This is a genomic window from Variovorax sp. LARHSF232 (genome assembly GCF_052871435.1).
This window is the reverse complement of the sequence record NZ_JBIXJS010000014.1, coordinates 112,158-124,855: the sequence shown is the minus strand read 5'-3', so window position 1 is coordinate 124,855 and position 12,698 is coordinate 112,158. Positions and strand designations below refer to the sequence as shown.

The 12,698-nt window shown below is 64.3% G+C and carries 10 protein-coding genes; 4 read left to right on the top strand and 6 right to left on the bottom strand.

What is annotated here, in order from left to right; translation table 11 throughout:
- The first annotated feature begins 145 nt into the window (after positions 1 to 145).
- Positions 146 to 334, top strand: a complete 189-nt coding sequence (locus ACIPRI_RS25155; RefSeq protein WP_446624239.1) for a hypothetical protein — start codon at positions 146 to 148, stop codon at positions 332 to 334.
- Positions 335 to 366: 32 nt separating this feature from the next.
- Here the strand turns inward: ACIPRI_RS25155 and ACIPRI_RS25150 are convergent, their stop codons facing one another.
- The 5 genes from ACIPRI_RS25150 to ACIPRI_RS25130 all read right to left on the bottom strand — a co-directional run bounded on the left by ACIPRI_RS25150 (position 367) and on the right by ACIPRI_RS25130 (position 7,418).
- Positions 367 to 1,068: an ABC transporter ATP-binding protein gene (locus ACIPRI_RS25150; RefSeq protein WP_446624238.1), complete on the bottom strand. Its 702-nt coding sequence runs from the start codon at positions 1,066 to 1,068 to the stop codon at positions 367 to 369.
- A gap of 7 nt (positions 1,069 to 1,075) precedes the next feature.
- Positions 1,076 to 1,879, bottom strand: coding sequence for an ABC transporter permease (locus ACIPRI_RS25145; RefSeq protein ID WP_446624237.1), 804 nt, complete (start codon positions 1,877 to 1,879; stop codon positions 1,076 to 1,078).
- Complete coding sequence (locus ACIPRI_RS25140; protein ID WP_446624236.1) at positions 1,876 to 3,294, bottom strand: mannose-1-phosphate guanylyltransferase/mannose-6-phosphate isomerase; 1,419 nt, start codon at positions 3,292 to 3,294, stop codon at positions 1,876 to 1,878. Before ACIPRI_RS25140 ends, ACIPRI_RS25145 begins: the two co-directional genes overlap by 4 nt.
- A 100-nt stretch (positions 3,295 to 3,394) precedes the next feature.
- The gene (locus ACIPRI_RS25135; protein WP_446624235.1) at positions 3,395 to 7,096 is read right to left on the bottom strand and encodes a glycosyltransferase; all 3,702 of its coding nucleotides are present in this window, start codon (positions 7,094 to 7,096) and stop codon (positions 3,395 to 3,397) included.
- A gap of 1 nt (position 7,097) precedes the next feature.
- Entirely contained in the window at positions 7,098 to 7,418 is a 321-nt protein-coding gene (locus tag ACIPRI_RS25130; RefSeq protein WP_446624234.1) for a hypothetical protein, read from the bottom strand.
- Positions 7,419 to 7,545: 127 nt separating this feature from the next.
- Between ACIPRI_RS25130 and ACIPRI_RS25125 the strand changes: the two genes are divergently transcribed.
- The gene (locus ACIPRI_RS25125; protein WP_446624233.1) at positions 7,546 to 9,678 is read left to right on the top strand and encodes a glycosyltransferase family 4 protein; all 2,133 of its coding nucleotides are present in this window, start codon (positions 7,546 to 7,548) and stop codon (positions 9,676 to 9,678) included.
- Positions 9,675 to 10,712, top strand: coding sequence for a glycosyltransferase family 2 protein (locus ACIPRI_RS25120; RefSeq protein ID WP_446624232.1), 1,038 nt, complete (start codon positions 9,675 to 9,677; stop codon positions 10,710 to 10,712). The genes ACIPRI_RS25125 and ACIPRI_RS25120 overlap by 4 nt, the downstream gene beginning before the upstream one ends.
- Positions 10,713 to 10,758: 46 nt before the next feature.
- Here the strand turns inward: ACIPRI_RS25120 and ACIPRI_RS25115 are convergent, their stop codons facing one another.
- A complete protein-coding gene (locus ACIPRI_RS25115) occupies positions 10,759 to 11,523 on the bottom strand; it encodes a glycosyltransferase (protein WP_446624231.1) in 765 nt (254 codons plus the stop codon).
- Positions 11,524 to 11,575: 52 nt separating this feature from the next.
- Here ACIPRI_RS25115 and ACIPRI_RS25110 point away from each other — a divergent pair, with 52 nt between their 5' ends.
- Positions 11,576 to 12,676, top strand: coding sequence for an MraY family glycosyltransferase (locus ACIPRI_RS25110; RefSeq protein ID WP_446624230.1), 1,101 nt, complete (start codon positions 11,576 to 11,578; stop codon positions 12,674 to 12,676).
- Positions 12,677 to 12,698: the final 22 nt, after the last annotated feature.

The following is a 12,698-nucleotide window of genomic DNA, read 5'->3' as shown; positions in this document are numbered from 1 at the left end:
AACTGGGCGCTGTGATTGCGACGCGTCGCCCGCTTAACCACGCCATCTATCGTGTCCACATCATTCATCGTGGGCACGATGCCTGCAGGCTCTCAGACCATCAAGATGACTTCACCGCGTGCTTACGATTTACCGGCGCAAAGACATGGAAGACCTCGTGCGCAGGCTGCGCGAACGAGGCCACGAGGTGGAAGAGTTTCGATTGGGGCCAGCTGCCCACACCTTGGACTTTCATGTGGATACGCCGCCCTACACGGGCAACGCTCACCTCAAACTGCTCCTGGCAAACTATGTGACCACCTCGGTCGGGATCGTGGTGCGGCGCAGACATTGAGCGCGGCGCATCGGCCAAAGTGTCCTGCCGTCTCAGGTTTCGACGATTCGCCCGTGCTCCAGGTGGATCACCCGGTTGCATTCGTTCGCGATGAGTTTGGGTGAGTGCGAGGCGAGCACCAGGATGCCGGCACTCGATACCACGTCCTTCATGCGCTGCTCGGCCTTTTCGGTGAATTCGGCATCGCCTACCGATAGCCACTCGTCCATCAGCAGGATGTCGGCCTGAACGCTGGTCGAAATGGAGAACGCCAAGCGCATCATCATGCCGGTGGAGTAGGTGCGAACCGGCATGTTGATGTAGTCGCCCAAGCCGCTGAAGTCGATGATGCTTGGCGTCAGCTCGTCGATCTGCTTCTTGCTCATGCCCATGACCAGGCCGCGCAGCATGATGTTTTCAAAGCCGGTGGCGTCGGGCTCGATCCCCAATGACGGATCGATCAAGCTGGAGACGGTCCCTCGGCGCACGAATTCGCCGACGGAGGGTTCGTACACGCCCGCGAGCGTCCGCAGCAGCGTGGACTTGCCGGCGCCGTTGTGGCCCGTCAGGCCCAGGCGGTCGCCGGCTTTGAGTTCCAGGTTGATGCCGCTGAGCGCCTGCACCACATTGACCCCGGTCTCCTTGCCGAAGCGGCCGCCGGTGACCGATGCGGCCAGCGTCTTCTTCAGCGAATTGGCGCCGGCGCCGTAAATGGGGAAGTTGACCCCGACGTTCTTGAGAGAGATATTGGGCATGGACTAACTAGAGCCAGTAAACCACGCGCCGGCGGTACTTCGAGAAAAGCCAGGCCGATACGAGGATGTTGATAGCGGTCCAGATCAGAATGCCGGTCCAATTGTGTATGTCTGACACGCCCCCCATCAACGGGGCGCGCAGCAAGTCCAGCATCTGTGCAAACGGGTTCCACAAGATGTATTGCGCACGGCCCGGAAGGCTCTCCGGCAGCCAGAACACGGGGGTGAGGAACATCAGCATCTGCATCACGCTGGTGATGATCTGAGCCACGTCACGGTAGCGGGTGCACACCAGTCCAAGGGCCAGGCCGAGGGCGTGGGAGTTGATCAAGAACACGATGAACGCCGGTACAAAGAGCAGCGCGTCCATCTTGAGCGTGATGCCGGCCCATAGCGCCACCGGCACGTACAACACGATCTGGTGGCCAAACTGAATCATGTTGCGCGCCATGCTTCGCCACACGAACAGGCTGATCGGGAAGTAGCCCTGCTTCAGGTAGTTGCCGGAGTTGATGAACGCGTTGCACGAGTCGATCACCATGCTGTTGAAGAAGGTCCAGAAGATGATCCCCAGCGCCAGGTGCGGAAAGAACTTGCTCAGCTCGGTGCCGAACAGCGCACTGTAGAGCGGGCCCATGCCGCCGATCATGGCGCCCATGCTCAGCGTCAGCCACAAGGGGCCGAGCATCGAGCGGCGGTAGCGCAGCACGATGTCGAACCAGGCCAACGTCCCCCAGATGTCGGTGCGGCGAGTGCCTTCCCACCAATCGGCCCAGGCGCTTCGATGCAGGTTGGAATGTGCCTGGCTCATGCGCGTCCGTAAGTGTCGGCCAGGCGGACGATGTCGTCTTCACCCAAGTAGTTGCCGCACTGGACTTCGATCAGTACCAGCATGTCGTTTCCAATATTGGTCAAACGGTGTTTCTCTTTCAATGGGATGTATCGGTACTGCCCGGGCAGGGTTTCCAGTTCCTGGTCACCGATCTGCACCAGTGCCTTGCCCTGCACCACGACCCAATGTTCGGCGCGCTGGTGGTGGTATTGCAGAGAGAGCGATTCGCCCGGCTTGACGGTGATCCGCTTGACCTTGTAGCCGTCCTCTTCCTTCAGCGAGGCGTAGGTGCCCCAGGGGCGGTGGACCGTAGAGGGTAGCTCGGTAACCTCCGCGTGGCGCGACTTGAGCGCGTTGACGACCTGTTTGATCTCTTGCGCGGCGTTCTTGTGGCACACCAGCAGGGCATCGGGCGTATCGACGATCACGAGGTCGTGAACGCCCACCGTCGCGACTGTCTTGGGGCCGTGGCTTTCCACCTGCACATGCGTGCCGGTCGTGTCGATAGCAACCACTTCGCGATCGAACGTGTTGCCGCTCGCGTCAGCAACATGTGCGCTGGCCACGGAGGGCCAAGATCCGACGTCGCTCCAACTGAACTTGGCGGGCACGACATAAACGTTGTCAGCTCGTTCCATCACGGCGTAGTCGATGCTGATATCCGGCTGCAGGCCGAACTGATGGACGTCGAAATGGAGGCTGTCGTTTTGCTGCTTAGCGCCATTCATCGCGTTGCGTGCAGCGTGGATGACTTCGGGTGCATGCCGCTCCAGCGCGGCGATGATCGCCTTGGTGGTAAAGGCGAACATGCCACTGTTCCAGTAGTAGCGGCCGGTCGCAAGGAACTCCTGCGCCGTGCGCAGGTCGGGCTTTTCCACGAAGCGCTTGGCCGGCTGGCTCTCGCGCGCCACACGGTCCACCTCGACATAGCCAAATCCAGTCTCGGGGCTGGTTGGGCTGATGCCGAAGAGCACCAGCGCGCCCTGTTCCGCAAGGCGAAAGGCATCGCTGGCACTGGCGACAAAAGCTTCCACATCGGGAATGAGTTGGTCCGCCGACAGCACCAGCATCACGGTGTCGTCGCCAAATTGCTTGGCGCATTGCAGGGCTGCCAAGGCAATGGCCGGGCCAGTGTTGCGCCCCTTGGGCTCCAGCAGGAAGGTCGTGGCCGGGGGGTCGGACATCTGGCCCAACACGTCGCGCGTCAGGAACACGTGGTCCTTGTTGGTCACGAGCACCAAGTCGCCAGTGCCACATGCCTGGCCGCGCTCGATGGCCTGCTGCAGCAGGGTGGAGTCGCCGATTCTCATGAAGGGCTTCGGGTGGGCCCGACGAGATGAGGGCCACAGCCGCGAGCCAGACCCGCCAGAGAGCACCACCGAGACCAAACGCATGAAGATCCTCTTTTTTTCTAAGTACTGCGCATGATTTTACGGGGCGCATTCGTAACGAGATGTCCGCCCGTCGCACGCAAACGGCATGCACGGGCCGCCATTAACCATCGACCCTCAGGGCCTTCTTGAACTCTTTCGCGCTCTCGGCCCAACTCTGGAATCGAATTGTCGCCGGCAGGGGATTCTGTAGCCATTCGGCCACGGCATTCGCCAGGCTATCGCGCGTGCCGGCGAAGTATCTCGCGCCGTCTCCGCCAACCTCGCGGAACACGGGGATGTCGCGCGCCAACACCGCCAGCCCACGTTGTGCCGCTTCGATGAGGGGCAGTCCAAAGCCTTCTCCCTCCGAGGCGGCGATGAGGCATGAGGAGGCGGCATATAGTTGGTCCACGCGCTTGTCGTTCGCGCGCTCGATCCAGAAAAGCTGCTTTCCGAGGCGGGGATGCTGTCTCAGCTTCTTGACCAGGCCATCGACCATCCATCCCTCTCGGCCCACCAGGACCAGGTTGACATCGTGGCCGCTCGCCCATAGTCGATCAAAGGCGTCGAGGACCAGGGCGTGACCTTTTCGCGGTTCGATCGTTCCCACCATCAGAAAGGTGCGGCGACCAGCCATCGCTGCCTGAAGCTTCGAGTCTTCCTTCGAGTCCGGCGGGGAACGGGTGGGCAGGGCATCGACGCCCAGGTGGAAAGAGCGAATGCTGAAACCGGGGTTGGGCTGGCCGCCCCGAGCATCCGAAGCCGTCCAGTCGCCCAGTTCGTCGGCGACCGCGCTTGAAATGCACAGCGCGCCATCGTTCTCCGCCACCACCGTCAGCCACTTCGCGTGGAGCTCTTCCGCGCCTTGCATGAACCGGTCAGGCATGAGCACCGGCAGCAGGTCATACACCACGAATTCGACGCGGACGCCGCGATGTCGCAATTGCCGATAGAGGGCGCGTTGAGCCAGCACAATGCGTGGCTCCAGATCCAGGCCGATGAAGACGTCGCCGGCGCGCGCATCGATGGGCGCATCGACCAGCATCGAACGTGGGCACCCCAGGAACCCGAGCGTGAACTGACGCGCATAGCGGTAGCCGAGCTCGCCCTGAACCGCATAGACCGGCTCCACACGATAGCCGGGCGGGGGAGAACTCAACAACTCGTGCAGCAGTCCCTTGACCACGCGCTGGATGCCGGTCGATGCGTCGCGATGAACGAGTTCGGAGACATCGATGAACAGTTGGCGCGCCGGCGCCAATGGCGGCAGGCTGTCGGCGATGGCCTGCGCTATGGGCGGGGCATCGTCGACCGTGGCGGCGCCGCGTGCAACGTCCCAGTCGGCGCGAATGGCGGCCACCAGGCCGTCGCGGCCCGTTGCGGCGCGCCCGGCATACCCTTCGATGGCTTCGAAATACCTGCGGGCACATGCCGCGGGTGCGTGCTCTTTGCCGATCAAGTGGCGCGCCTGTTCGGCGCGCGCGGCACGGGCCTGCGGGTCGGTCCAGAGCGTGACCAGCGCCTCCAGCAACTGCTGATCGGAAAATTCCTCCGGCAGCTTCCAAACGGCGCTATCGGGCAAGTCGGCCATGGAGCCGCTCGCGTTGACGATCGTCGGCACTCCATGGCTCATGGCGTCGAGCACGGTGCCCGAGGTCTCGCCACGGGATTGGGTACGAAGCTGAACCGCCACATCGGCTGCCGCGAGGTACTGGTCGAACAACTCTGTGCTCGCCCAACCCGTGATTCGAATGCTCCCTTGCGCAGCCGCCGCGATCGCTTGTGTCACTTGCTCGCCATAGGGCCCCGAATCATTCTGGCCGACGAACACCAGATGGCACTGCGCCGACTTAGACAAGGGGGCGGCTCGCCAGGCTTCGATGAGTCGCAGGCTCAGTTTGGTGGATCCGACGATGCCGAAGGAACACACCACGAAGTCGTCCGGCGCCAGGCCCAGCTTTTCGCGGATGCGAAGCCGTGCATGCTCGTCTTCCTGTTTGAGGGCGCGTAGATGCGGAATGCGGGTCCAATGCTCCGACACTGGCTCAGGGAAATATTGATTCGCGAGGTCGATGGAATGCTGCGAATGGACGATCACGCCCTGGGCTTGCGCCAGCACCTCGAAATTTGCGGGGTACTTGAAGAGGACCTTGGATGCGTCCTTTGAAGAGAAGCGCTCCGCCAAGGGCGGATAGCCGTGCGACGCATAAAGGGCTTGCACCCAGGCCAGGGTGTTCGTGCCCGTCTCCTCAAGGTAGGCGTGCAAGCCGCTGAGATAGAAATCGTGCAGCACGACGACTCCCGGCACTTCGGCAAGCAGGTCGAACATGTGCTGATGGAACTGCGAGTTGCCGAAGTGATACAGCACGCGATCGAAGGCCTGGGAGTGCTCGCGAAACCAGGCTGTGGAGCGCCTGGGGAAATTCGCTGCCAGCATGGGGTCGTCGACCGCCTCCAGGTCTGTGACCAACTCGATGTCGTAGTGCTTCGCCAGAAAGGGAAGCAGTTCGGTGCTGTAGCTTGCAATTCCGCTGCGTTCCGGCGGCAAGGGCGACACGTAGGCCAGCCTTGGCCGCACGCCTCGCCGGGTGGGTTGCGGGGCGTCAATGGTGGTGCTTTGCAGGCGCTCGAGCCCTTCCAATGCCCTTTGCGCCGACTTGCTCCAGTCAAAAAGCCCGGCCTGGACGACGGCATGCGCGCGCAACTCGCTACGGAAGGCCTCATCCGTCAGTCCCTGTTCGATCTTCACCGCAATGGCCTTCGGATCGTGCGGATCAAAAAGCGCGTCGCTGCGGCCGATCACCTCGGGCACGCTGGAGGTGTTGGCACCCAGGACGACCGCGCCGCAGTTCATGGCTTCCAATGCCGGCAGACCGAAGCCTTCGTGCCAGGAGGGGAAGACGAACAGGTGGCACAGGTTGTACAGCGTCACCAGATCCTCGTCGGGAACGAAGCCGGTCACCACGACATCCCCTTCGGCCAGGCTCTCCAAGCGCGCCAGATCCAGCAGCGCCTGTTTGTCCTCGCTGCGCGCGGAGCAGACGATGGCCAACTGGAATCCGGCCCGCAGCGTCGCGGGCAGCAGGGCGAAGGCGCGGATCAAGCCCTCGATGTTCTTGCGCAGGTCGATCCCGCCCGTGTACATGACGAATGGGCGCGGCAGGCCGTAGCGTTGCCGCAACTCCTGCTCGTGCTCCTGAGAAACGGCTTGAATGCGAAACTGCGGGTCGGCCGCGGTGGAAACGTTGATGCAGCGCTCCGGCTCCAGGTCGAGATAACGGATGCCCTCCTGGCGCGACGACTCGGAGATCGCGAACCACATGTCCGCGCGCCGCAGTGCTGCCACCTTGCGCAAGTACCACTCGCGCACCGTAGCGTTGTCGAGGTAGGGCCGTGCATTGATCAGCGGAATCAGGTCGTACAAGACGGTGGCGGTGCGCAGCCGGGCGAAGGCGCCGATGCTTGTGACAGCGGCATCGCTCAATCCTTCGAACAAGCTGGCAATGAGCACCACGTCCGGCTGCAGGCTGGCAAGGAATGCCTCGTAGAGCTTTTCGTTGGCGCGCTTGCCACCTGCGCTGGCAATCTGGCCGTGCGCAGGCGGATGCCAGACGCGGAAGTTTCGTGGCTCAATCAAACCGGAAAAGCGAAGCTTGACTTCGTCGATGGCTTCGTCGAACAGGCCGTTGAGGGCGATGATCACCTCATGGTCGTGGCGTGCGAGCTCAACGATCCCGAGCGTCAAGGAGTTGGTATAGCGGCCAATCCCGCGATTGCGGCTGCTGCTGGATTGAGCGCCTTGCAGATCGATGACGATGCGCATCTCAGGTCTTTCTTTGCGCATTCGGTTGGAGCCGGCGCAGCACGGCCTGGGCTGCAGGCGAGAGATCGCCCGGCGCGGAAGTACGCCGAACCGCCAGCGCGTCAAAGGGGTTGACGGTTGCGCGCACCCGGCGATCCAACGCCGGAAAGCGCTTGATGGTCTGGATCAGAAACTTCTTGAGTGCCGGGCTCTTGACGACCAGCCTGGCGGCGACGCGAATGCCTGCCTTTGCCTTGCTCTTCATCGCCGCCTTGATCTTGGCTAGCGCATTGTGGGGGGTAGGGGTCTGTATCATTTTGTCGTCGTCGGCACCGCGATTCACCGCGGCGCCTGGTTCCTCGGGCGATTCTAGGGGGCGCGATACGCACGGGACTTTTGCGGTCCCGATGACTCAAGACAGCTTGGCCGGCCCTGGCGAGGCATCAGAAGAAATCGATGGTTGGTAGCAAATGAAAAGCCAGGTGATCCGGTTCATCAAAGGCCTGTACTGGATGGTCACGCCATGGTCGCTGCGCGAGCGCGTGCAGGCCCGGCGCATTCGCAACGCTCAGGGCAGGTCCTTGGCCAGGCTTGCGCCCTGGACGGAAGAGGCGCGCGCGCGGACCGAGGCGCGTGCACGCGGCGAGGCACTGGCGCCGCCAGTGCAGATCGATTGGTTCGACGATGCTTCCGTTCGCGGCGCCGTGGCGCCCGCGCCGGCGGATCTCTTTTGGCGCGCCACCGAGCCCCGCGAGGTGACGGATGTCGGGTCAGGCGCGCGCTATTTGATCGAACTGTGGCGCCGCCGTGCCGATCTGCGCGTCCGCTTTCCGAATGCCTTGTCAGAGGGGAGTGCGAGTGCATTTGGCCAATGGCTGCAGTGCGATGCGGCGGCGGAACTGGGGCTGGATTCGACAACGATCACACGGTTGTGCTTGGCGCTGGACGCTCGGCTCGCCGATCGGCCGCGGCAAGCCTTCCTGGCCAATCTTCATCTTGCGTCGATCCTCCCGCACGGCCTGACGCCGGCCGGGTCAGCCGAGCTCTTCAAATGGTTCGTTCTGGTGGGAAGGCAGGAAGCCAAGCTTCGGATGGAAGAGATCTGGTGGCTCTTCCTCGATGCAGCCGCGCATCCGGAGCGCGAGTTGCTGGCGGCCTGGTCCTTCGCTCCGAACTGGCAGAACAGGCATCCGGATGGCGTGACCGTCTTCGGTTGCCGAGAGTTTGCCGATTGGTTCCGATCGGAGTACGGAGCGCAAGGGGCATGGACCGATCCGGCCCGGTGGACCTTCGTCGAATCGCCCGAATGCCAGATCCGCATGGCCTACCAGTCGCGCGAAGATTGGCGCAAGGCATGCCCTCGGGCACTCGACGAGCCGGAGGCCGCAGCCGCCTTGCTGGCGTGGCTGACCTCACCCGAATCGGGCCTGTCGGAACTGGCGCGCCAGTGGTGCAGCGGACTCGATACGGCTGCGGTGGCGAAAGGGCTGAGCCGGCCTGGCTTCAATCTGCTCGGCCACTTCTGCTACCCCTCCGGCCTGCGCATTTCCATTGAATCCATGGCGGATGCGATGCGCAGCGCCGGCACCCCGATCTCCATGCGAGACATGGTGACGGACGCCAAGGACGACCCGCATCACGCGAAGTTTGGCGGCACCGAGGTCTATGACACCACCATCATCCATGTGCAGCCGGAGCCATACTTCGACTCGGCCTTCGAGCGGGCGCAGCTCGCCGCACGAAACGCGCGCACCTACCGGATCGCCTATTGGTATTGGGAGTTCGCGTCGATCCCCGATCTTTGGGTTGCGAAGGCCAGGCAGGTCGATGAGGTCTGGGCGGCCACCGAGTTCGTGGCGAAAGGGCTGCAGGAGCGATTGAAGGTGCCCGTGCGCACCCTGTTCCCCGGCGTCAAGCTGGCACCCTTCGAGAAGCGCAGTCGCGCATCCTTCGGACTGGCCGAGGAACCCTACACGTTTCTCTTCACCTTCCACATGATGAGCGTGATGGAGCGCAAGAATCCGCTCGGCCTCATCCGCGCCTTCAAGAGCGCGTTCACATCCGCCGACGGCGCCAGCCTCGTGCTCAAGACGTCCTATGGCGACCGTTATCCCGAGCAGATGCGCGAACTCCGGGAGGCCGCCGAAGGCACGAACATTCGCGTGATCGACGAGGTCTACAGCCCGGACGCCGTGCTGGCCCTGATCGATGCCTGTGATGCCTATGTGTCCCTGCATCGCAGCGAAGGCCTGGGCCTGACGATGGCCGAGGCCATGCTCCTGGGCAAGCCGGTCGTTGCCACCAACTTCTCGGGCAACGTCGACTTCATGGACGAAAGCAACAGTCTCCTGGTCGACTACGAACTGAAAAAGCTGGGCTGGCCGATTCCGCCCTACGACGCGCATCTCAGTTGGGCCGAGCCCTCGGTCGCCCATGCCGCGCAGCACATGCGGCGCCTCTACGACGACCAAGCTTGGGGGCGCGAGCTCGGATTGCGCGGCAAGGCCAGTGCCGAGGCATCGCTTTCGCTCGAAGCCGCGGGCCAGCGCTTTGCCGCGCGCCTGGCGGAGATCCGGGCAACGGCGGGAAGGCCGCGTTCTTGAGCCCGCATGCGGTCGACGGCGGCATTGCGGACGATGGCGGCCCGTTGCTGTCCGTGGCGCTGTGCACCTACAACGGCGCGCGCTTCATCGAGGAACAGGTCCGCAGCATTTGTGCGCAGACGCTCACGCCGGACGAGATCGTGCTCTCGGACGACGCCTCGCGAGACGATTGCGTTACCCTCGCCCGCCACGCGCACGCCGCCTGTGCGGCGCAGTTGACCCAGGGTGACGCGCGGCCGCGCTTGCGTGTGCTGCAGAACCATGTGGCCCTGGGCGTCACCCGCAACTTCGAGCAAGCAGCGAGGGCTTGCGAAGGCGAGTTCATCGCGCTGTGCGACCAAGACGACATCTGGGATCCGGAGAAGCTGGAGCGTCTGGTGGCTGCGCTTCGCGGCGGCCGGCAACCAAGCCTGGTCCATGCGGATGCCCGCCTGGTGGATTCGCAAGGCCGTCCGCTGGGCTCGACGCTGTTCGGCTCGCTTGGGGTGTCGCAAACCGAACTCGAACTTGTCCACGGCGGCCAGGCCTTCGACGTCCTCCTGCGCCGAAACCTGGTGACCGGAGCAACGACGGTGCTCCGCCGCTCCTTGCTCGAGCACGCCCTGCCGTTCCCGCCGGAATGGCTTCACGACGAATGGCTCGGTCTGATCGCTGCGGCACTGGGCGGGCTCGATATCGTGGAGTGGTGCTCGATCGACTATCGCCAGCACGGCACCAACCAGGTGGGTGCGCAGCGGATGGGACTCATAGAGCGGGTCCGCAAGGCGCTGGCGCCCCGCGGTGACGACGCGCGGCGCCGGAGTGCCAAGGCCCGGATCCTGCTGGAGAGGCTGCAGGCCATGGGCGAGCTCGTTCCGGGCGCCCTGCTGGAGAAGGCCAGAATGAAGCTCGCGCATCAGCAGAACCGGGCGGCGCTGCCGCGGTTCAGGGCGGCGCGCCTGAGGCCCATTGCGAAGGAGCTGGCGTCGGGTCAATACGCCAGGTACGACTATGGCGTCCAAGGGGCCATCCGGGACCTCTTGGCGGCTCCTTAGGCGAAGAACGCAGGGCTTATGCCGCGCGCGCAGATGCCCGTGCCCCTCAGTCAGCGCGGTCCCGCATCCACCGCAACCGCCAGAACGGCCCCGAAGCCCAAACCTTCAGCAAGCTCGTCACGTGCCACCACAGGTGCCGCCGGCTCGTCCGGCTCGCGCGCTGCGCCTCGTGCCGCGTCAGCAAGTTCTCCGCAATCTGCAGCCTCCACCCCGCCAGTTGGGTCCGCGCGCAAATGTCGAAGTCTTCCCCATACATGAAGTACCGCTCGTCAAACCCCTTGATCTCCCGGTAGACGCTGCTCCGAAACATCATGAACAACCCCGGGATCCAATCCGGCACTGCCGGAATCGGATACCCCGGCCGCCGCCGCATCAGGATCTCCAGCGGCGTGATCAACCGCCGATGCTGCTCCGGCGTCTCCTTGCCCGGCTCCAGGATCCGCGGGGCCAGCAGCCCCGCATCCGGCGCAGCCTGGGCCACCAGCGGCGCCAGCACGTCCGAATCAAACCGAATATCCGGGTTCAGCACCAGGAACCAGTCCGACGCGCAATGGTTGAACGCCTCGTTGTGATTCGCCCCAAAGCCCTTGGCCACCGAGTTCTCGATCCGCTCAACCGGAAACCGAAAGCGCAGCCCCGCCAGCAGGTCGGGTTCGGGGATGTTGATGGTCAGCACCACCTTGTCCACCATGGCGGCGCTCAGCGCATCCAGCTGTTCGAGCAGGGGCCGGATCAGTTCCAGCTGGCCGTGGCTGACGATCGACACCGTCACGGGCTTGTTTTGAGGGGCGTCGGGGGAGGTGCTGCGCATGGTCTAATTTCGCTCGGAATTCTAGGGTCCTCGTGATCCGCAGCCCACCAACATGCTCGCCCTGATCGTCATCAGCTTCCTGGTCGCCGCCTTCGCCGTGCTCGGCTTCATGCGCCGCGCCCGCCGCCACGCGCGGCGCTACGGCAAGGACATGCCGCAGCGCTTCCACGCCGGCCACGTGCCGCGCCTGGGCGGCGCCGGCATCTTCCTGGGCATGGGGGCGGCCTGGCTGGCGGCCGGCCTGATCGACCGCGTCAACGTGTACTGGCCGCTCAAGGCCTCCGCCCTGACCCTGCTGTGCCTGGCTCCGGCGGTGCTGGGCGGCATCGCGGAAGACATCACCCAGCGCGTGTCGGTGCGCTGGCGCCTGGCCCTCACCATCGGGTCGGCCCTGCTGGTGTGCGCCGTGCTGGACCTGAGCCTCGAGCGCACCGGCGTGCCCATGGTGGACGGCTGGCTGCGCGCCTTGCCCTATGCCGGGCTGCTGTTCGCCGCCGTCGCCATCGGCGGCCTGCCGCATGCCTTCAACATCATCGACGGCTACAACGGGCTGGCCGGGACGGTGGCCGTGATCGTCTGCCTGGCCATCTCGCACGTCGCGCTGCAGCTGGGCGACCGGCAACTGGCGGCCATGGTGCTGTGCCTGCTGGGCGCCACCGGCGGCTTCCTGGTGTGGAACTACCCGCGCGGCAAGATCTTCGCCGGCGACGGCGGGGCCTACGTCTGGGGCATGGTGATCGCGCTGGCCTGCGTCACGCTGGTGCAGCGGCACGGCACCGTGTCGCCCTGGTTCCCGATGCTGCTGCTGATCTACCCGGTGTGGGAGACCTTCTTCTCGGTCTACCGCAAGCTGGCGCGCGGCCAGTCGCCCGGCATGGCCGATGCGCTGCACTTCCATCAACTGATCTTCCGCCGCATCGTGCGGGTGGCGGTGCATGACGACGAGGCGCGCCAGCTGCTGGCCCGCAACAACCGCACCTCGCCTTACCTGTGGGCGCTGGCCGGCCTGTCGGTGGTGCCGGCCGTGCTGTTCTGGAACCAAACCGGGGTGCTGATGCTCTTCACGCTGCTGTTCATCGCCACCTATGTGGCCGCCTACCTGATGATCGTGCGCTTCAAGGTGCCACGCTGGCTGCGCGACTTCGCCGGCTGACCGGCTCATCCATCCCTTTGTT